Annotated in this window: 21 protein-coding genes; 15 read left to right on the forward strand and 6 right to left on the reverse strand. The window is 47.4% G+C overall.

Translation table 11 applies throughout. From position 1 onward, the window contains the following. The first annotated feature begins 16 nt into the window (after positions 1–16). The 7 genes from CPG39_RS05230 to CPG39_RS05260 all read left to right on the forward strand — a co-directional run bounded on the left by CPG39_RS05230 (position 17) and on the right by CPG39_RS05260 (position 8629). Positions 17–2092, forward strand: coding sequence for an esterase/lipase family protein (locus CPG39_RS05230; RefSeq protein WP_145956211.1), 2076 nt, complete (start codon positions 17–19; stop codon positions 2090–2092). Positions 2093–2098: 6 nt separating this feature from the next. Beyond that, complete coding sequence (locus CPG39_RS05235) at positions 2099–3121, forward strand: AAA family ATPase (RefSeq protein WP_096292371.1); 1023 nt, start codon at positions 2099–2101, stop codon at positions 3119–3121. A gap of 6 nt (positions 3122–3127) precedes the next feature. Next, positions 3128–5830, forward strand: coding sequence for a formylglycine-generating enzyme family protein (locus CPG39_RS14710; protein ID WP_231990402.1), 2703 nt, complete (start codon positions 3128–3130; stop codon positions 5828–5830). A 163-nt stretch (positions 5831–5993) separates the two neighbouring features. Next, a complete protein-coding gene (locus CPG39_RS05245; RefSeq protein WP_096292372.1) occupies positions 5994–6503 on the forward strand; it encodes an HRDC domain-containing protein in 510 nt (169 codons plus the stop codon). After that, a complete protein-coding gene (locus tag CPG39_RS05250) occupies positions 6484–7503 on the forward strand; it encodes a reverse transcriptase/maturase family protein (RefSeq protein ID WP_096292373.1) in 1020 nt (339 codons plus the stop codon). The genes CPG39_RS05245 and CPG39_RS05250 overlap by 20 nt, the downstream gene beginning before the upstream one ends. Then, positions 7503–7829 carry a formylglycine-generating enzyme family protein gene (locus tag CPG39_RS05255; RefSeq protein WP_096292374.1) on the forward strand — a complete coding sequence of 109 codons (327 nt, stop codon included), beginning with the start codon at positions 7503–7505 and terminating at the stop codon, positions 7827–7829. Before CPG39_RS05250 ends, CPG39_RS05255 begins: the two co-directional genes overlap by 1 nt. After that, a complete protein-coding gene (locus CPG39_RS05260; RefSeq protein WP_231990403.1) occupies positions 7826–8629 on the forward strand; it encodes a formylglycine-generating enzyme family protein in 804 nt (267 codons plus the stop codon). Before CPG39_RS05255 ends, CPG39_RS05260 begins: the two co-directional genes overlap by 4 nt. Positions 8630–8723: 94 nt before the next feature. On the opposite strand, the gene CPG39_RS05265 is transcribed toward CPG39_RS05260, so the two are convergent. Next, positions 8724–9437: a dienelactone hydrolase family protein gene (locus CPG39_RS05265; protein ID WP_096292376.1), complete on the reverse strand. Its 714-nt coding sequence runs from the start codon at positions 9435–9437 to the stop codon at positions 8724–8726. Between the two features lie 107 nt (positions 9438–9544). Between CPG39_RS05265 and CPG39_RS05270 the strand changes: the two genes are divergently transcribed. Next, a complete protein-coding gene (locus tag CPG39_RS05270; protein ID WP_231990404.1) occupies positions 9545–10069 on the forward strand; it encodes a GlcG/HbpS family heme-binding protein in 525 nt (174 codons plus the stop codon). 7 nt (positions 10070–10076) lie between these two features. On the opposite strand, the gene holB is transcribed toward CPG39_RS05270, so the two are convergent. After that, positions 10077–11117, reverse strand: a complete 1041-nt coding sequence (gene holB, locus CPG39_RS05275) for a DNA polymerase III subunit delta' (RefSeq protein WP_096292377.1) — start codon at positions 11115–11117, stop codon at positions 10077–10079. Continuing rightward, complete coding sequence (tmk, locus tag CPG39_RS05280; protein WP_096292378.1) at positions 11110–11736, reverse strand: dTMP kinase; 627 nt, start codon at positions 11734–11736, stop codon at positions 11110–11112. The genes holB and tmk overlap by 8 nt, the downstream gene beginning before the upstream one ends. Before the next feature lie 74 nt (positions 11737–11810). Here tmk and ampD point away from each other — a divergent pair, with 74 nt between their 5' ends. Beyond that, entirely contained in the window at positions 11811–12383 is a 573-nt protein-coding gene (gene ampD, locus CPG39_RS05285; RefSeq protein ID WP_096294260.1) for a 1,6-anhydro-N-acetylmuramyl-L-alanine amidase AmpD, read from the forward strand. Between the two features lie 36 nt (positions 12384–12419). Here the strand turns inward: ampD and CPG39_RS05290 are convergent, their stop codons facing one another. From CPG39_RS05290 to queG, 3 genes are read right to left on the reverse strand one after another with little or no spacing between them, the layout of a single operon-like run. After that, positions 12420–13328 carry a D-hexose-6-phosphate mutarotase gene (locus CPG39_RS05290; RefSeq protein ID WP_096292379.1) on the reverse strand — a complete coding sequence of 303 codons (909 nt, stop codon included), beginning with the start codon at positions 13326–13328 and terminating at the stop codon, positions 12420–12422. Positions 13329–13363: 35 nt separating this feature from the next. Further along, positions 13364–14575, reverse strand: a complete 1212-nt coding sequence (purT, locus tag CPG39_RS05295) for a formate-dependent phosphoribosylglycinamide formyltransferase (protein ID WP_096292380.1) — start codon at positions 14573–14575, stop codon at positions 13364–13366. Continuing rightward, positions 14568–15689: a tRNA epoxyqueuosine(34) reductase QueG gene (queG, locus tag CPG39_RS05300; protein WP_096292381.1), complete on the reverse strand. Its 1122-nt coding sequence runs from the start codon at positions 15687–15689 to the stop codon at positions 14568–14570. The genes purT and queG overlap by 8 nt, the downstream gene beginning before the upstream one ends. Here queG and tsaE point away from each other — a divergent pair. From tsaE to CPG39_RS05330, 6 genes are all read left to right on the forward strand, one after another. After that, positions 15684–16190: a tRNA (adenosine(37)-N6)-threonylcarbamoyltransferase complex ATPase subunit type 1 TsaE gene (tsaE, locus tag CPG39_RS05305; protein WP_096294261.1), complete on the forward strand. Its 507-nt coding sequence runs from the start codon at positions 15684–15686 to the stop codon at positions 16188–16190. The genes queG and tsaE overlap by 6 nt on opposite strands. 101 nt (positions 16191–16291) lie before the next feature. Further along, positions 16292–17623: an N-acetylmuramoyl-L-alanine amidase gene (locus CPG39_RS05310; protein ID WP_231990405.1), complete on the forward strand. Its 1332-nt coding sequence runs from the start codon at positions 16292–16294 to the stop codon at positions 17621–17623. 232 nt (positions 17624–17855) lie between these two features. Then, a complete protein-coding gene (locus tag CPG39_RS05315) occupies positions 17856–18968 on the forward strand; it encodes an MlaE family ABC transporter permease (RefSeq protein ID WP_096292383.1) in 1113 nt (370 codons plus the stop codon). Between the two features lie 4 nt (positions 18969–18972). Then, complete coding sequence (locus CPG39_RS05320) at positions 18973–19782, forward strand: ABC transporter ATP-binding protein (RefSeq protein ID WP_096292384.1); 810 nt, start codon at positions 18973–18975, stop codon at positions 19780–19782. After that, on the forward strand, positions 19755–20651 hold the full coding sequence (locus CPG39_RS05325; protein ID WP_096292385.1) for an MlaD family protein: 897 nt from the start codon (positions 19755–19757) through the stop codon (positions 20649–20651). Before CPG39_RS05320 ends, CPG39_RS05325 begins: the two co-directional genes overlap by 28 nt. Then, the gene (locus tag CPG39_RS05330) at positions 20648–21274 is read left to right on the forward strand and encodes an ABC-type transport auxiliary lipoprotein family protein (RefSeq protein ID WP_096292386.1); all 627 of its coding nucleotides are present in this window, start codon (positions 20648–20650) and stop codon (positions 21272–21274) included. Before CPG39_RS05325 ends, CPG39_RS05330 begins: the two co-directional genes overlap by 4 nt. Positions 21275–21338: the final 64 nt, after the last annotated feature.

A 21338-nucleotide genomic window follows, 5' to 3' on the forward strand; every position in this document is an offset into this window, starting at 1 on the left:
TAAAAGGTGCACCATTGTGAAAGGTGAATGGATTCGTAAATCGAGTAACTCAGACTTAACAGTGATTTTCGTTCATGGCTTTTTATCGAACGGCAAAGACTGTTGGAAGAATGAAGAAAGCAACGCTTATTGGCCCGAATTACTGATGAACGAATCGGCGCTTAATTCCATTGGAATCTATATTTACACATATCAAACTGATTTTTTCAGCGGATCATACAATCTAGGAGACGTCGTTGATGATCTAAAAGAACGATTAAAGTTGGATCATGTACTCGAAAGTAAAAATTTGGTTTTCGTGTGCCACAGCATGGGTGGTATCGTAGTTCGAAGATATTTGGTATCTCGGGCATATGACCTCGAGGAAATAACCGTGGGGTTATATCTGGTCGCATCGCCTTCATTAGGATCAGACTATGCAAACTGGCTAGGGCCGATTGCGCAAATGATGAATCATTCACAAGCCGATGTACTACGCTTCAGTCAAAACAATCAGTGGTTAAATGACTTAAATAAAGATTTCAAGAACTTGATCGGCTCAAACAGATTAACGATTTACGGGAAGGAAATTATCGAAGACAAGTTTGTTATTTTAAAAAAAATGGTCTTTCTGAAACAAGTCGTCGAACCATTCACTGGTGCACTTTATTTTCCAGAACCCTACAAGCTGCCAGGTTCCGATCACTTCTCGATCGCAAAACCAGAAAACAAAGATTCAATTCAACATCGATTATTGCTTAATTTTATTGCACTGAATGTTCTACAAACCAGCTTGCCGCAACAACCTGAGCACAAGCCTGTCACACCGACAGAAAAACCATTAGCCAATACCGTCAGTTTCACAGAAACATCTACACAACTTGAATCATGGCAAATCAAACTCAGAACCAAACTGATCGAGCAACTAAAAAAAGCAGAATTGAAACAGATTGTCAATGTATTTATTGACGCCTTGATTGTGACCAATCCTAGCTTAAAAAGAGACACTGAAGAGATTGCAACCTATCTCGTCTCTGGCCAAAGTGATCGACACTTACAGATTGCACAGTACTTAACCGCAGTAAAAAGCTCACCCAATCCATCTCAGTTAACTCAATCGGGAACAGAGCAGCTTTTTGGCTACTTATTACAAACACTGGTACGCAAAAATTGTGAATCTAACGATAACGGTTTGACGAAAATTGCGGTAAGAAATAATGAAACAGCAAAAATGATCGGTGCCAGCAGAACAACCTACAGCTATCTACCAATCTACGATGAAAACCAAAGAGAGCACAAGAACGGGCAAAAAGATCCTTTCTCTCAGAATATCGATTACTACTTTCCCGAAACCGGTGAACTTAATGAAGCTTCCATATGCAATCAAATAGCAAAAGATCTGTTAATTTCCCTAGGTCATTCTTCTGATAGGTCCAATTCTAAAGAAAATCCTTTAGAATCGCTCATTGGCATTCTCAGCGCCTATAGCGACAAGCCTGAGAATGCACCCATACAGGCGCTTTATCTGAAAAATAATGCAAATCACAATCCGTTACATATTCGCTCCGTTGCGGATCAATTTCGCCAACGACTCGATGGATTGATATGGATGTATGTGTATGGGGAAAACAAATCCGAAGATTGGCTGCATACCTCGGAAGCCAAGTTGGAAGGATTAATGGAGCGGTATATATGGGAGAAATCAGAATTGCGATCGTTGCAACGCTCGTCACCAGAGGAAGCCACAATGAATTCGAAATTTAATCTGGGAAATTTTGGAGATCACGCTACAGTAAATATTGTGACAGGCACACAAACAGATGCGCATGTGGGCCACAACACTCATCAATTCACCCCCCAAGTCTCCGATCAATTACAACGACTACTTACAGAAGTAATTCAAGAAGCTGATAAACGTGATGAAATCAACAAAGCGCAGTTTGCTGAATTATCGCAAGCTATCAATCAAATCAGGACTGAAATCCAGAAACAGCAAAATCCTGATAGCAATGTTTTGTCGAAAACCAAGATAATTCTTGAAGGTTTCAGAACGGCTGAAGGCATTGGTACAAGCGTCGAGAAAATCATTACCCTGCTTGCAAAATTTATATAAAAAACCATGACTATCGAGCCACCTCAACACCCCCTCGCAAAACAACTTTATTTACCCACTGTTGGCACTTGGCAAGAATCCTGGTACTGGCTCGATGGCAAATCGCAAGATGCCATTGATCTGGCTGTAGCCAGTGGCAGACCGCTGCTAGCGAGAGGTTTACCCGGTACCGGCAAAAGCGATTTGGCGCGCGCAGCAGCTGAGTATTTAGGGCGGGCGTTTGTTTATGAAGTCATCACAGCGCGCACTGAACCGCAGGATTTATTATGGCATTTTGATGCGATCGCCCGATTGGCTGATGCACAAGCTCGGGAAAGTAACGCAAATTCAGTCAGTCCGTTAGATTATGTCAGTCCCGGCCCGCTGTGGTGGGCGTTGAACTGGGACAGTGCCGCGCGATATTTAGAAAAACACTCAAAAGCCGCAACACAAAGCCCCAATCCATCACTGATATTGCAAGATGGTAAAATCAAGAAACAAAGTGACCAGGCATCCACCCATGGCACAGTGCTATTACTCGATGAAATTGACAAAGCCGATAGCGAATTACCCAATAGCCTGCTAGAAGTTTTGGCCAACACCGGTTTCCGCTTGCCTTGGGAAGCGATGGAAGTCAAATCAGCAGGCGGCAACCGGCCATTGATGATCATCACCACTAATGAAGACCGCGAACTGCCGCCAGCGTTTGTACGCCGCTGTCTGGTACTGAACATCGTTCCGGATACTGATTTTGCAGCATGGATCAAACAACGCGCGCGTGTTCATTTCCGGGATCCTGAACGCGATCCAAATGATCAGCGCCCTGCTCTGACGCAAAAAATTCTGGATGATGCAGCCACCAAGTTGATGGAAGAACGGGATAAAAACCGTGGCGATGGCCCGCAACCGGGCTTGGCGGAATATCTGGATTTACTACGAGGACTGGAGCATCTTGCCCCTAATAACCCGCAAAAACAATCCGAATGGCTGGATCGTGTGTATAGTTTCGCCTACCACAAGCAGCCGGATATAGCAGGCAACAATCTGTAACTGTTCGTGCAATCATCTAACCCAAATAATCTTCGATTCAATGGCGCAAGGGGACGTGCAGATTTGCTGCTCGCCCTTGCCATGGCCGGAGAAGATCGGGCAAGACAAAACGCATTCGCTGCCGTACTGGGTTTTTTACCTACACCACTTCTCACTAAAGAAATCATCGATTCCACGACAAATATAATTGATGGCACAAATCCAGATCTGATTCAACCTGTAACTACGGAGCAAATCCGGCACCAAATCAATTTTCGCCCTTATCATCTGACATCCATTGACGCAGTAACCTCAAAAGAAGCCTGGCAGCAACCCGAGCCAAATGAAACCAACGTGCTTGACCAGCAAGACATGAAAGCTTGGGATGCCAGCTATCAAACACCGCAAGCAATACCCATCGTCCCCTGGACACGTTTGTGGCCAAAACTGCGTCAAGCGGTGGCGAAATCGCGTTGCTCCACGTTGGATGTTTTACGCCTAACGCAACAACTTTCGCATGGTCGTGTGGTGTGTCGTTTCCCGCGCAAGCAGCGGCTCAGTTGGCCGAATCCGCTTCCTGTGATTCTGGATTTCTCCGATCGTCTAACACCGTATTGGCATGACTGGCATTGGCTACAGCAGCAATTGCATGATCAATTGCATCAAAATGTACATTGCTACCGCTTGCACGGTGTGCCACAAATGCCGGTGCAACGCATGTTGAAAAACCAGCCCCATACACAATTTACACCATGGCCGCACCTCACACCCGGCAGCACAATGTTGATTGTCAGCGATTTGGGAATGACCGATTCTGCGCACTCTTGGCCAATGACGTGCTGGCAATCAAAGCTTTCTGAACTGAAGCAACGTGGGATACACGTAATCGTCCTGGTACCTGCTTCGATTCAGCATTTGCGCTCACAACTCACCAACCAGACTACATGCTTACGCTTAAGCCCGGATAGCTACCTTCGGCCTCTGCGTAGAAAAGCTGCACAAGACACGAATCAAATTGATTTCGAAACCCGGTTATCCGCAGCTGCAGAAACGTTATTGACTATGATGTCAGTCGCAACACGCATAGAACCTGCTTTATTGCGTGAATTGCGCACCTTTCTGCCCATTGGGAATCGCGATTCCGGCGTTGAGGGCGAAGTATGGTGTCATCCCGAGTTGGATACCGCCGCAACCGCCTGTGCCATTGCACCTTGGGCCGTACAACGCTGGCGCGGCAAATTCAGGCAATTGCCGGAAACACTACAGCAGCGTACGCTGGATTGCCTGCGCAACTGGCATGCACAACTTCCGCAGGCAATTCACCATGAAGAAACATTATTGTGGCAACATTTAACAAAGCTAGAAATACTCCCGCAGGAAGCGGCGCATTCGAATAAAGCACGTGATTTCTTCAAAAAACTTACCAATACGCTGCAAGCACCTGAGAAGCAAGGCACGCTTTCACACGCGCGCATGGTACAACTGGCCGACCGGCATGTACTCTGGGCAGCACCCGTGCTGAAGCAGAAGGAATCGTATATCACGAGACTTTCGGTCGCCGTCCATCGAGCCGAACCCGAGCGAAGCCATCAAGGCTTACCGGCAGGCATCGATCCTGCCGAATGGTTAAAAATGTCACACTCTCTTTCAACGCAGCGCATGCAACTCGTCCTCGATATCAACTCTGCACTAAGCCTGCTACCCGCAACTTCGCACTTACCAACAGGAATCGTCCGCCTAGCCACATTGGAAATTGATCGCGACACGCTGCTCTGGGCCAATCAGTACCATGAAAGGATATCAACGTACCGCCCCTGGCAATGGGAAACCTCTTCATCCAGCGAGCATCCAACGCCTCATTTACCTAACCCACTGGAAATAGCTGTAGAATCACAAGCGCTGCAATCATACCCTGCTTTAATTTTGCATACCGGACAAGAACGTTTACATTTTGAAGCTTTCAATCCACTCGCATGGGCATCAGCCTGGGGACAAGATGCATTCGGATTATTCGCTGAACTCACTATTCGACGAATCACCCAACGCTTTCGTTGGATCACTCCCGGTACCTTCCTGATGGGTTCCCCGGAATCCGAACCGGAAAGAAATGATAACGAAGCACAGCACGAAGTCAGGTTGACTGATGGTTTCTGGCTGGCCGACAGCGCCTGCACGCAAGCGCTATGGACAGCGGTCATGGAAGATAATCCCAGCCGTTTCCAGGATGATCCGAATCTTCCGGTAGAAAATGTCAGTTGGTTCGATATACAAAAATTTATCGAAAAATTAAATACGCTGTTTCCGGATTTACATGCCCAGCTTCCAACCGAGGCACAATGGGAATACGCCTGCCGTGCGGGTACCCGCACGGCATTTTCGTTTGGAGAAAGCATCACGCCCGGGCAAGTCAATTATGATGGCAATTACCCTTATGCCGGAGGCGGGAAAGGCTTATACCGGGAAAGAACCGTTCCGGTCAAATCATTACCGCCGAATTCATGGGGATTGTATGAAATGCATGGCAATGTATGGGAATGGTGCGCCGACTGGTATGAAAAATACCCTCAGCAAGCAGCGACCAATCCGCTTGGTCCTGACCAGGGTACAGTCCGCGTGCTGCGTGGCGGTTCCTGGCTCAACTTCGGCGGGAACGCGCGCTCCGCTGTCCGCGACTGGGACGAGCCTGATGATCGCTACGATAACATCGGGTTTCGTCTGGCCCCAGGTTGAAAAAGCGGGCCAAGAGGCCGGCAGGCCTCTGATCAATCGCCTTCGGGCGGACAGTCGAGACGGAGCGAGACGGTCAGGCCGAAGGCCTAAAGAATTTTTTACATAAAAATTTACATAAAAAAATATGTAATTTTACTAATAGCCACATTTATCCGATAAAAACATGAAATTAGAGTTTTTCACGATACCTGCAAAATTTCCGCAAGAAATCCAGCAGGCGTTAAATTCTTTCTGTGCACAACATCGTGTGCTGACCATTGATAAGCAATTTGTCAATTTGGGCAATGAAAGCTATTGGTCGATATGCATCACCGCTTTGGAAAGTAACTCCCAAGATTCCATAAAAAACACGGCTAACAAGCGTGAAGTCATCGATTACAAGGAAACACTCGGTGAGCGGGATTTTACCGTGTATGTGCAATTGCGCAATCTCAGAAAAACCTTCTCCGAACAAGAAGGTATTCCTGCTTATGCATTATTCACCAATGCGCAATTAGCCGCCATGGTCACTCAATCTGTCAATACACTCGCAGAACTCGCACAGATTGAGGGAATCGGAAAAGCACGCCTGGAGAAGTATGGAAAACCTTTTCTACAGATTTTGCAAACCGCACGTGGGGCCTCCATCGATCAAAACATAAAGCCCGAAAAAAATGAAACGACACCGGATTGAATTAACCGCGATCGCCGCTTGGGATAATTTACTGCTTGCCGTGTTGAAAGCAGCCAAAGGTAAACGCTTCCGTCCCGCTGTAACGTCTTTTTTCATGAATTTGGATGAAAGCATTACACAGTTACACAATGATATTCTTGAACAGAAAGTACCTGATGGTAATTACCGTTCATTTGTCATTCACGATCCCAAACGTCGCACCATCCACGCCGCCAGCTTTACCGACCGGGTATTGCATCATGCGATTATGAATTGTGCTGCTCCAATATTTGAAAATTCACTGGTCGGTACATCCTTTGCCTGCCGTCCAGGCAAAGGCATCCATCTTGCGGTCGTACAGGTACAACGCAATCTGCAGCGCTTTCCCTGGTTTGTGCAAGTCGATGTAGAGCATTATTTTCCAGCAATCGACCATGCACGCTTGTTGAATTTGCTGTCCCGCCGGTTTAAGGATGTGGCTTTCATGCAATTACTGGAAAGGATCATCCGCTCTTATCAATCGACTCATGGTAAAGGATTACCTATCGGCTCACTGACTTCTCAATATTTCGCCAATTATTACCTGGACAGCACTGACCGTTTTCTATTGAATCATCCGGCAGTGTGCGCTCACATTCGCTATATGGATGATATTGTGTGGTGGTGCGAAAACAATTCAGACGCACGAATAGTGTTGCAGGAGTTAACTGCCTATGTTCGCAATGTTTGCCAATTAAAACTAAAACCACTCATTCAAATTAATCGAAGTACACAAGGAATCACCTACTGTGGTTTTAGGATTTTTCCTGGTACCCTGCGACTAACAGCACGTAAGCAACGTCGCTATCGATACTTGCGACAACATTACGAAGCGACATGGAAACTCGGCTTTATTGACGATCAAAGCTTGCAAACCACTTATGATGCTATTCTTGCCGCCACCTTACCTGCACATAGTAAAACATGGCGGCAACGGGATTTGCAATTGCACCCCTGTCTGTACGACAATGGGAATGGGTGATGATCAATAGCAATTATCGCGTGCTGCGTGGCGGTTCCTGGAACAACAACGGCAGGAACACGCGCTCCGCTGTCCGCAACAGGAACGAGCCTGATAATCGCAACGATAACATCGGGTTTCGTCTGGCCCCAGCTTGGATGAGTGCGGATGCCTCTTTCAACCAGATCGTCATCCAGTCCGCATGTACGGTGCGGCAAAAAGAAAATGCCCTCCGGTGCACGAGTAGTCCTATGCGGAGCCTTATGCGAAAGCCCACCGGAGAGGCGACTACAGCCTGGTCACTGATTTTGACTTTTATTCACTCGCTTGTATGCACACCTTTGTGAATTCAGAGAAAGCCGATTCTCTGCCATCAGCTTTCCCTTCTCCATGGGCCAGCGAATGGGGTCAGGATAGTTTTGGTTTATACATGGATCTGGATTATCGAGGTATCCGCCAGCGCTTTCGTTGGATCACCCCCGGTACCTTTCTGATGGGTTCCCCGGAATCCGAAGCGGAAAGATATGATAACGAAACACAGCATGAAGTCAGGTTGACTGATGGTTTCTGGCTGGCCGACAGCGCCTGCACGCAAGCGCTATGGACAGCGGTCATGGAAGATAATCCCAGCCGTTTCCAGGATGATCCGAATCTTCCGGTAGAAAATGTCAGTTGGTTCGATATACAAAAATTTATCGAAAAATTAAATACGCTGTTTCCGGATTTACATGCCCAGCTTCCAACCGAGGCACAATGGGAATACGCCTGCCGTGCGGGTACCCGCACGGCATTTTCGTTTGGAGAAAGCATCACGCCCGGGCAAGTCAATTATGATGGCAATTACCCTTATGCCGGAGGCGGGAAAGGCTTATACCGGGAAAGAACCGTTCCGGTCAAATCATTACCGCCGAATTCATGGGGATTGTATGAAATGCATGGCAATGTATGGGAATGGTGCGCCGACTGGTATGAAAAATACCCTCAGCAAGCAGCGACCAATCCGCTTGGTCCTGACCAGGGTACAGTCCGCGTGCTGCGTGGCGGTTCCTGGTTCAACCTCGGCGGGTACACGCGCTCCGCTGTCCGCGACGGGTACGAGCCTGTTGATCGCAACGTTCTCATCGGGTTTCGTCTGGCCCCAGGTTGAAAAAGCGGGCCAAGAGGCCGGCAGGCCTCTGATCAATCGCCTTCGGGCAGACAGTCGAGACGGAGCGAGACGGTCAGGCCGAAGGCTTAAATTTTTACGCAAAAACCTCTTTCAAAAAATTTTCAATCGACCGATACGCCCGATTCGCCGCGATTTCCTTGTATACCGTGCCAAAGCCGGGATTATTGGCTTTGGGGTTGGTAAAGGCATGCATGGTGCCGCCGTAGACATGCACTTGCCAATCGACATTCGCTTGGGTCATCTCGGTTTCAAATGCGAGCACTTGCTCGGGCGGTACCATCGGGTCGTCGTGGCCGTGCAAACAAAGCACCTTTGTCGTGATATTTGCATTGGCGACATTGCCCGGCGCAAGAATGCCGTGAACACTGATCACGGCTTGCACATCCGCGCCGGAGCGCGCCAGTTCCAGCACACACATGCCGCCGAAACAATAGCCCATCGCGGCAACTTTGGCAGCATCAACTTGCGGCAATTGGCGTACGGCATGCAAGGCGGCGGTGATTCTGCGCCGCAGCAGAGAGCGATCCTGAGCAAACGGCGCCATCAAGGCACCATTCTTTTCCGCGTCGCCATCAGCACCGAATATGCCTTTACCGTACATATCCAGCGCAAAGCCGACATAACCCATATCGGCGATTCTTTCCGCGCCTTTGCATGCCATTTCACGCCGCCCACTCCAGTCATGCGCAACCAATACCACGGGCTGAGCCTTACCGGTGTCGTGATAGGCCAGATAGCCCTCCAAACTTGTATTTCCATCCAGATAATCGATCATTTTTGTAATCATGTCATTACCTCTTCTCGCAAATATTAAGGTGTGTTATCAATTAAAACAGTGATAATCTTATGGTGCAATATTAATGTATTTGTATGGAAACTTATTCAAAGGATTCGATGATGACCTCTACACTCAAATCATTATTAACCGGCATTTCCGCGTTTACGTTGTATACCGCGTCCGTTCAGATTGCAGCGCAGGATTTTCCTATACAAAAAACTCTACCACTTGAATTATCAACCCAGGCTGCGATGGCGGCAATCAAAAAATGCCACGACGATGGATTTAAAGTCAGCGTGGCTATTGTCGATCAATCAGGTTTGCTCAAGGTGCAGTTGAAAGCCGATGGCGCCGGGCCGCACACGCTCGATAGCAGCCGCCGCAAGGCTTATACCGCCAACAGCTTGCGTGATTCAACGCATAAATTTGCCATGCTGGTAACGCAAAAACCGGAATTGCAAAGCTTGATGCATTTGAACGAAAGCATTCTGCTATTAGGCGGTGGCTTTCCGATCAAAATCGGTGGTGAAGTGGTGGGCGGCATCGGCGTCGGCGGCGCACCGGGAATTGAATATGATGAAGTCTGCGCCAGCGCGGCGCTGAAAGTTCTGAAAGCGGACGATACGTTTGAGAAGAAATGATGGGTGATTACTCTCCCCGCATCATAATGGCATACGCGATGAACATTTCTTCCAGAAACAGACGCGGATTGAGCGGATGATGCGATAGCTGCTGTTTGATATAGAGTTCGCGGGTGAAAGTTACGCAGCCGGACAGATTGATCTGCTCGCTTAACGCCTGAATGGCTTGCGATTGTTTCAAATAGTAGCGGATTTTTCCGGTCGTGCGATAACTGACCAAGTCATAGCACCATTTTTGCAACCAACTGACCACAATTGACAAACTCGTTTGCTGCAACGCTGCGGCCAGCATCAGTGGATCAAACTGCTTGGGATGGGCAATGTGTTGAATGAATTGTTCATAGTGCACTGCGTACTCTCCTTTATCCAACAGCAATGCGGATAACGGCGCATAACCCGCAGCAGCGAGCTTACCTTCAGGATCACTGACCGCTTGCTGTTGCAACCACGCCACGGAAGATTCGACATCCGGTATCGGCATCGTAATCTGCTGACAACGGCTGCGTATGGTTGGCAGCAAATGCTGCGCCTGGTGCGTAATCAGTATGAACAATACATTCTCCGGCGGCTCTTCGAGTTTCTTCAGCAATGCATTGGCTGAGGCGGTATTCATCGTCTCCGTAGGATAAATCAGGATAATCTTGTAACCGCTTTGATGGCCGGTCAGATAAACAAAATCGGTCAATTTCCGAATCTGCTCGACGCCGATCTGCTGACTGGCGCTTTTCTTAGTCGTAGCGCTGGCGGATTTTTCTTTGCCTTCTTTCTTCTCGCTGTCTTCCCCGGACATTACATCAAGTGCTTCCGGCATCACGGAATAAAAATTAGGATGGCTATCGTGTTCAAACCAGCCACAACTCAAACATTTTCCGCAAGCCTCATGATCAACCGTGGGTGCAGTGCAGAGCAATGATTTGGCCAGTTGGCGCGCAAAATCATATTTGCCGATGCCCTGCTTACCTTTGAGCAATAACGCATGCCCCAGGAATTGACGGCTACGCATCAATTTCGACCAAATTCCCTGTTGCCAGCGATAAATTTCACTCATGATGCAACAAGGGCCGCAAGACTTGTTCAACCGCAGCTTTGACTTCCGGTAACGATCGATTGCTGTCGATAATTCTGATGCGATCTGGGAACCGTTGCGCTCTATCCAGATACGCCGCGCGCACTCTTAGAAAAAAATCGGCTTGCTCTTGCTCGAATCGATCCGCGACTCCTCCTCGACTCACACGCTGTTGCCCCACATTAACCGGGACATCGAAATACAATGTCAAATCAGGCTGCAAGGTACCTTGCACCCATTGCTCCAGAATGACCAATTTAGCGCTATCCAATCCCCTGCCTCCACTCTGATAGGCAAAGCTGGCATCGGTGAAACGATCCGACACCACCCACTGATCCTGCGCGAGAGCGGGCCAAATCACTTTATCCAAATGTTCACGCCGCGCTGCGAACATCAGCAATGTTTCGGTTTCCGCATGCATGGCCATGGATTTATCCAGCAGCAGTGCGCGCAACTGTTCGCCCAACGCGGTCCCGCCCGGTTCTCGCGTCACCACAACCTGTTTCCCGGCACGTTGCAATAGTTCGGCTATACATGCCAGATGGGTCGATTTACCCGCGCCGTCGATACCTTCCAGCGTAATGAATTTGCCTTGCTTCATGTGATTCCGGTTTTCAAGTTTGGTTAAGCTAAGCTACCATGCAGCATCATTTAATTTTCAACTCATTTTATCGCATGCAAATCGATACATCCGGTCTTGTTGATGTCGTTTCATTCATTGCCTCGCCTAATTGCGATGAACGCCCGGCGGGTGCGGAAATCAACTTATTAGTGATCCATAATATCAGCCTCCCGCCCGACGAATTCGGTGGCACTGGCGTGATTGAGTTGTTTACCAGTCAGATCGATCCGCAAGCACATCCTTACTATCAATCGCTACAAGGATTGAAAGTATCGGCGCATTTTTTCATCCGCCGCGATGGCATGATCATTCAATTTGTCCCTTGCACTAAACGTGCCTGGCATGCAGGCATATCCCAATGGCAAGGCAAAGAACGCTGCAATGATTTCTCGCTGGGCATTGAACTGGAAGGTAGCGATTTGATGCCATTTGCCGATGCGCAATACGCATCATTGAGCGCATTAACCAGATGCCTGTGCGATCACTATCCCATCCGGCATATCGCCGGGCATTCGGATATCGCACCCGGACGCAAAACCGATCCGGGGCCTTATTTTGATTGGAAGAAATATGCATCCGATTTAGGCGAAAAAAAATTTTTCAATGCAATACAAAATTTTTCATGATGTCGCAAACAACTGCAGCCTACTCATCCTTCTGAATCAGTTACGTGTCACCTGGTAGCTCGCAATTAACCTGCACTCTCTTCCCGGTGCTACTTCCACGACATCATTTGCCGCATTCGTGGTTTCAACACATACTAAGCGTTGATAATCGGTATCTTCCAGATCGGCCATTTCCTTGGAAATTTTTTCCCAGGGATTCCATACCACTGCAGTTTTGCTGCCTTGGGAGGTAATCTGAATGCGTCGGTTCAGCGCACTATCGTCGATCGTTAAGGTGTTGCCAACATCCAGATAAATGCGGTCGACTTCGGTGTCGATGGCGACGTCGCCCGTCTGATGTTTTTGCGTGTTGCCGCCACCGGCTTTGTCGAGATAATCGCAACCGGCAAGCCCCACTACTTTCGCGCGGGTAATGTCGCCGACCTTGAAATAGGTGTGAAACGCCTGGGTAATGGTGAACTTTTCCTTGCCGGTGTTGCGCGTGATCAATGACAGGTTCAAGGTGTCGCCGATGACGATTTCTTGCCGCAGACTGAACGAATGCGCCCAGATGGCTTGGGTTTCCGGCGTATCGTCCAGTCCGACAATCACTTTGGTATCGCCATTACTCAACGCTTCGGTGGCTACCACATTCCAGCTGCGGTTACGCACAAAGCCATGCCCAGGACGACCCTTGCCTTCCGGATCGGCACCAAACCACGGCCAGCAGATCGGCGCACCGCCTTTAATTGCTTTGCCATCCTGGTAATACGCTTTTTCACTCAGGAACAAAACATCTTCCGGTTCTCCGGCTGGCTGGTATGACAACACCTGTCCGGCATGAAGCGAAATCAATGCTGCGGCCTTGGCATTATTCACCCGGATCATCGGCAATCCGCCGTTACCCGCTATAAATTCAAGTTGACCCGCAATTTTGTACTTGGTGTTAAGTTCTTCGATAGTCATCGCTTTCCTTATCAAGTTATTGGTTATTCAGATATTTATACTTTTACTGGCATCACCCGGTTGGCCGCAAGTTTAGCACGGCTTCGCGCTTCGTCCGTGTTCATACCATTCGCCAACGCAACACCCATGCGCCGGCGCTGGAATGATCCCGGCTTGCCGAACAAGCGTAAATCGCTATGCGGCACGCTAAGCGCTTCAATCACGCCGGAGAACGCAATACCTTGCGCTTCTAATTGACCATAAATCACCGCGCTGGCACCCGGCGCCAACAAAAGGGTATCCACCGGCAATCCCAGAATGGCACGCGCATGCAAATCAAATTCGCTCTGTTTCTGGCTGCACATGGTCACCATGCCGGTATCATGCGGCCGCGGACTGACTTCGCTAAACCACACCTCATCGCCTTTGATAAACAATTCCACACCGAAAACACCTAAACCACCCAGATCATCAGTGATCTTTTTAGCCATCTCACGTGCGCGTTCCAATGCTATAGGTGACATTCCCTGCGGCTGCCAGCTTTCCACATAGTCGCCATGCACCTGCACATGACCGATCGCTTCACAGAAATGCGTTTTCACGCTCCCATCCGCACCCAGCGCACGTACCGTCAGTTGCGTAATTTCATAGTCAAAATGAATCACTCCCTCGGCAATCACCCGCCCCTGATTCACCCGGCTGCCACTCGCGGCGTAATGCCATGCGGCTTCAATATCATCTGCATTTTCGATACGCGATTGTCCCTTGCCCGACGAGGACATCACCGGTTTTACGATACAGGGATAACCGATCTTGCCATCAATTGCGGCGCGCAGTTCATCCAAACTATTGGCAAAGACATAAGGTGAAGTAGGCAAACCCAGTGTTTCTGCCGCAAGGCAGCGAATTCCTTCGCGATTCATTGTAAGTTTAGCGGCACGCGCAGTCGGAATTACGGCCGCAATCCCCGCCTGCTCGATTTCTATCAACATATCGGTCGCGATAGCTTCAATTTCCGGCACGATGATATCCGGCTTCTCCCGCTCGATTAGCGCACGAAGTGCCTGACCATCCGCCATGTTGATCACATGCGCGCGATGCGCCACCTGATGTCCCGGTGCATCGGCATAGCGGTCTACCGCGATGGTTTCCACACCTAGACGCTGCAGCGCGATAATCACTTCCTTACCAAGTTCGCCACTGCCCAGCAGCATGACTTTGGTCGCTGACGGACTCAGCGGTGTGCCGATAACGGATCGTTTATTCATCATATGTTTTCCTCTGTTGCTGTTCTGTTCTTTTCATATCCTGTTGTTGTAATGCCCACTGCACATGTTCCCGCACCAAAACTGAAGCATCATTTAACCGCGCTTGCAGCGCCTGGACGATTTCCACCGAATACGGCGCATTCCCCAAGCCAACCGCGATATTACGCAGCCACTGTATATGACCAATACGGCGTATCGCACTGCCCGCCAATTTAGCTTCAAATGTTTCCTGATCCCAGCTAAATAATTCAATCAACGATACATCATCCAATCCATTGCGCACATGAAAATCATTTTCGTTAGTGATTCGGGCAAATTTATTCCACGGACACACCAATTGGCAATCATCGCAGCCATAAATGCGATTGCCAATCAGCGGACGTAGCGATTCGGGAATGCTGTCTTTTAATTCAATGGTCAAATAGGAAATACAGCGCCGCGCATCAACCTCATACGGCGCAACAATCGCTTGCGTTGGACAAATGTCGATACATCGACTGCAACTGCCACAATAATTTTCAGTTTCTTCATCCACGGGAAGCGGCAGATCGACATACATTTCACCCAAGAAAAACATCGAACCCGCTTGACGCGACAACAGCAAAGTATGCTTACCGCGCCAGCCCAGACCGGCTTTCTGCGCCCATGCCACTTCCATCACCGGCGCACTATCGGAAAATACCCGGTAATTGAACGCCCCTGCTTCCGCCGTCATTTTATCCGCCAGTTTTTGCAACCGGGAACGCAAAACCTTATGATAATCCCGCCCCAGTGCATAACGTGAAATAAATGCGCGTTCACCGGAGTGGATCACATCCCAGCTATTTTTGACGGAGGGTGGTGCATAATTGATACACACGGAAATAATTCGCAGTGTTCCTGGTTCAAGTTCGGCGGGACGAGTGCGTTTGGTGCCATGTTTCGCCATATAATCCATTTCACCGTGATATCCTTTATCCAGCCATGAGAAAAAACCGGATTCGATTACAGTGATATCCGCGTTTGCATCGGCAATACGGACATCATGAAAACCCAGTTCCTTGCCCCATGTTTTAACGGCAACTGCCAATGCGGCATAATCAGATATTTTATTTGTTGAGGTATTTTTTTGCATAGCATTTATTCGACAGATTGCGGATCAGCACAAAGCCATACTCACTATCTTTCCAACGAAGCGGAAACCTTGAAATTTGGTGAAAAATTAGCAACTTGCTTACACCCTGGCATGACAATTCATCTGCTTGGCAATCTAGGCGCCGGTAAAACCACTTTAACTCGGGGTATTTTACACGGCCTTGGATACTCGCATATCGTCAAAAGCCCTACCTATAATTTAGTTGAAATCTACAAAATCTCTGGGTTATACTTGTATCACTTTGATTTTTATCGATTCAATGATTACTCGGAATGGGAAGAAGCAGGTTTTCGCGATTATTTTAATTCCAATTCTATTTGCTTGGTGGAGTGGCCTGAAAAAGCAGGGAACTTATTGCCCGGCGCCGATTTGCGGTGCTTTCTTAACATACTTGATTCCGGCAGAAATATTGAAATCCGAAGCGGCACAGAGACAGGAAAACAATGCCTGATACATTGGACTACAGAAAAAAATACTTGATAGCATACTTTAACGTTTGCAGTAATGTAAGCGTAAAAAATATTTTTCTGGCGCCTCTGATCCTAATCTTTTGTTGTTGGATACTGTTAAACCAATCCGCTATGGCTGCGGATGCTACCGTTCAATCCGTTCGCGTTGGATTGACTCCTGATTATACACGCATCACCCTTGAATCCGATCGGCCGCTTGAATATGAGCTGAGTATGCTCGATAACCCGCACCGCGTGGTTATTGATCTAAACAACACCAAGCTTAATCCGGTACTGCATACCTTACCTCAGAAAGTGGACGCTATCGACCCATTTGTGCAAAATATCCGTATCGGTCAATTCACTCCGCACGTTATCCGATTGGTGTTTGATCTTAAAGCGCATGTCGTTCCTCGTACATTTGTTGTACCGCCGAAAGAAAATTTTGCCTATCGCTTGATATTGGATATTTATCATCCGCACAAAGCAGCTAACGCGGATTTGAACACTCGTACCCAACCTGCCGCCAAAGCAAAGTTTGAGACGGATGTTCTGGATGAATTGGTCGCCTCATTAATACAAGACAGCAGCAAAAAAGAATCCAACCTGATCCGGGTTGTTCCTCCGTCTCCCCCAAAAATCCAACCACCGCAACCTGTAATGCAGGCTGAGCAACCAGGCAGTTTTCAAGCCGCACAATACCGTAAGCCCAATTCGACACCACAAAAAAGTATGGTACCGCGGATTATCGTGGTAGCAATTGATCCCGGTCACGGCGGGAAAGATCCCGGAGCGATCGGAAAACAGGGCACCTATGAGAAAGATGTTACGCTGGCAATTGCCAGAAAACTTAAGGAAAAAATTGATAAAGAACCCAGCATGCGGGCTATTCTGACACGGGATGGCGATCATTATATTTCGCTTCCGCAGCGGCGGATAATCGCCCGGCGCGCCAATGCCGATTTGTTCGTGTCCATACATGCAGACGCCAATCCGAAATCGCACGCTCATGGCTCTTCGGTATTCACTTTATCTGAGCATGGTGCCACTTCAACTACGGCCAGTTGGCTCGCCGACAAGGAAAACAGCGTTGATGGTGATTTGATGGGAGGCATTGACATCACATCGAAATCAAAAGATATCAAGGAATTGCTACTGGATTTGTCACTCAATGCCGCCATTAACGATAGCGTTAAATTGGCTGAATATGTACTGAAACAACTTGGCAGCATCAATCATCTACACAAAAGGAATGTAGAACAGGCTGGTTTTGCAGTACTCAAGTCACCGGATATTCCTTCAATTCTGGTGGAGACTGCTTTTCTCAGCAATCCCAAAGAAGAAGTAAAATTGCGCAGCGGAGACTATCAGAGCAAAATGGCGGATGCAATGTTTCTGGGGATAAAGAAATATTTTTCCGATAATCCAGCATTAGCTCGCGCCGCAGTAGCGCAAACAAAGTAAGCTTGCTGAATGCTCGTCAGGAGGATAACAAGCCTGATTAAACCGCTTTATTTGTCATAACCCTATACAATAGCACTTTCTGTCCCAAGTAGATCGCAGTATGCACAGGCAGATCAAGACGCACAAATCTTCGTGTAAATATTAGAATTAGCCTCGATCGGGTTTAAACATTGGGTATTTCTATAACTAGGTCACGTCTAAATTAATATCTGTTCTTTACTCTTACGAAACAATGAATCATTGGTATCAACTTTGTACTAAAGATGGCTCTCCTCACATTATCTTGACGGGTAACTATACTTTAGCGGCATTGGAATCCTTGTTAAAACCGTTAGAGGATGAGCTATCTCGTGAGGCTAAAAATCAGAATCTCTATTGGGATTTAACGGGCATTGAGCAAATCGACACTGCTGGCACCATCCTGCTCTGGCGCGTATGGAAAACTAAGCGTCCCAATCGTTTACAACTACGTCCCGAACATGAAAAGATGTTTCAACGGTTAGAACGGCTGCCCGCTCATCAATCAGAAATCAAACATCGAGATTTACTGTGGCCACTCACTAACCTAGGTAAACTGGTACTGGTTTTATGGCAGCATTCCGTAGGCTTAATTGCATTGATTGGCCAGTTAATGCTTGATGTGATTTACTTAATCCGGCATCCTGTTTATATTCCTTGGCGGGAAATCTCTGCAAATCTATACCGAACCGGTGCTCAGGCGCTGGGTATCACCGCATTGGTAGGATTTCTGATCGGGATTGTGTTAAGTTACCTCTCCTCCAAACAATTGCAATTATTTGGTGCCGATATCTTCATTATCAACATCTTGGGAATTAGCATCATCCGCGAACTGGGCCCCATGCTGGCGGCAATACTGGTAGCAGGTCGTTCTGGCTCAGCGATGACGGCACAATTGGGTGTCATGCGCGTAACTCAGGAATTGGATGCTTTGACTGTCATGGGAATTTCCCATAGTCAACGATTGATCTTACCCAAAGTTCTGGGTCTTGGCATTGCAATGCCGCTGCTGGTCATGTGGACCAGTGCAGTGGCATTATTAGGCGGTATGGTTGCAGCAGAAATACAGCTGGGTTTACACTATCATTATTTCATTACTGCGCTACCGGATTCCGTGCCGGTAGGAAATTTGTGGTTAGGATTAGGAAAAGGGATTGTATGCGGAATGGTGATAGCGTTGATTGCATGTCATTTTGGATTAAAAATTAAACCAAACACTGAAAGCCTGGGCGAGGGTACCACCGCTTCTGTCGTAACCGCCATCACCATGGTAATCATTATTGATGCAATTTTTGCAGTGCTCTTCTCTGACGTAGGACTCCCCTAGATTCATGACGGAACCGGAATGTATTATTGAGATTGAATCGCTACACACCCGCTATGGTAATCATGATATCCATCGCGATGTCAATTTAAATGTGTATCGCGGCGAAATTCTGACTTTGATCGGCGGCTCGGGTAGTGGAAAAACGACTTTGCTGCGACATATGTTGGGATTAGAGCAACCTTCCCAGGGAACCGTAAAAATTTTCGGCCATTCCCGGAATGATGCCACCTTCAATCGTCAAGAAAAAGTCATACGAAGCCATTCCGGTGTGCTTTTTCAACAAGGGGCTTTATTTAGTGCATTGACTGTATTCGATAATGTTGCACTGCCCTTGCGTGAGTTGCATATACTCGATGAAGACATGATTCGTGATTTGGTGATGGTTAAACTCAATATGGTGGCAATTGAACTGGAACACGCCAATAAAATGCCGGCAGCCCTATCTGGAGGAATGATCAAGCGCGTCGCTTTAGCCCGCGCTCTGGCATTGGATCCAAAAGTATTGTTTCTCGATGAACCTACAGCCGGACTGGATCCCGAGCTTAGTGAAAGTTTTGTGGAACTGATTCTTGCTTTACGCACTGAAATGGATCTCACTATTGTCATGGTTACCCATGACCTTGAAACACTTGTAGCATTGTCTGACCGTATTGCCGTGCTGGCCGATCAACAAGTCATCGTGACAGGTACCCTGGATGAGATATGCCGCTTTCAACACCCATTCATCACTAGTTTTTTTAAAAGCATACGGCATAAAATCGAGCAAAAAAATCACTCGGAGCAAACATGGAAAACCGTGCCCATGCCCTCATAGCCGGCATTTTTGTTATTTTATTGAGTATCTCTGTGGCCTTAGTCGCCATGTGGTTCAGCGGCAACAACACCAAGCGCACAGATTATCTCGTGGTAACAAAAGAATCGGTGAGCGGGCTGAATCCTCAATCTGCCGTACACTATCGCGGTGTAAATATTGGTAAAGTGGAAAAAATTCAATTTGATCCCGATAATCCGCACCAAATACTCATCCATATTGCAGTCAACGAGAACGTTATCCTGAGAAAAAGTGTTTATGCACAATTAGGCTATCAGGGTGTTACAGGACTCGCTTATATTCAGCTAAACGACGATGGCGTGAATAATGAAATACTGAGTGATGAGAGAATTCCAATGCGTCGATCCTTATTGGATGAAGTCACCGGCTCAGGACAGGATTTGCTAAGCAATGTCAATAAGCTAGTATTAAAGATGCATCATTTATTGAATGAGCAAAACCAGAATCATATTTCACAAATTTTACAAAATATCGATAAAGCAACCAAAAATTTTGACGGTATTGCTGGCCACTTGCAACCAGTGCTAAGTTCATTCACTGAATTAACCATAGAATCAGGTACCTTAGTCAAACGTTTGGATCAACTGCTGGGTGAGCTCAATCTTACTGTAGCTAAAGCCAATCAAAAAGAAGGTATTTTTGATAGTTTGTCGCAAAGCACTCAGGAACTTGCCACTACTATCCCTGAATTGCGAAAATTGAGTCACAGCCTACTACGTAACTCCAGTAACCTGGATAAAGTGCTTTATCAATTAGAAGAAAACCCCCAGAGCTTGATCTTTGGTCGCTCTCCGTCATCACCTGGTCCAGGCGAAACCGGTTTCGTCCCACCTATAGAAAATAAACCATGAAGCAAATGCTATTGTTGATTTTTACTATTTTTCTACTCACGAGTTGCACAGGATTGCATAAACCTCAACCCGCAATATCGACTTATGCTTTTAGCATGCAGCATTTATCATCCATCGAACAAACACCGAATCAACCTTATCTACATCGAAAAAGCTTGCTAATTGCTGATGCGGCAGCACCCTCCTGGCTGGATAATACGGCTATCCATTATCGGCTGATTTATCATAATCCTGCACAATCATATGCTTATGCTAATAGCCGCTGGATAGCGACTCCTGCTACATTGCTCACTCAGCAGATACGTCACCGTATCGTTACCAGCACACCTGAGCAAGTCATAAGAGACAGCGGCATAGTAAAAGCTGATTATACTTTGCATATTGAACTGAACGAATTTATCCAGCTGTTCGATGCCACTGACTCCAGCCATGTCGTGGTTAGCTTTCGTGTTAGCTTAATTGAACACAACTCCCGCAAACTATTCGCTCAAAAAGATTTCAGTGCTATCGAAAGCACTCCTTCTGCTGATGCCGCAGGCGCGGTATTTGCCTTAAGTTCTGCAAGTAATAAACTGATTAATGAATTAGTGAACTGGCTGACCGGAGAACTGCCTCCCGCTTAACCTAATAAGATTGCCAAAATTAATCGCAAGTTTGATTAATTTGTCATTCGCTTATGATAGTATC

The sequence above is a fragment of the Nitrosomonas ureae genome (assembly GCF_900206265.1).
GTDB lineage: Bacteria > Pseudomonadota > Gammaproteobacteria > Burkholderiales > Nitrosomonadaceae > Nitrosomonas > Nitrosomonas ureae_C.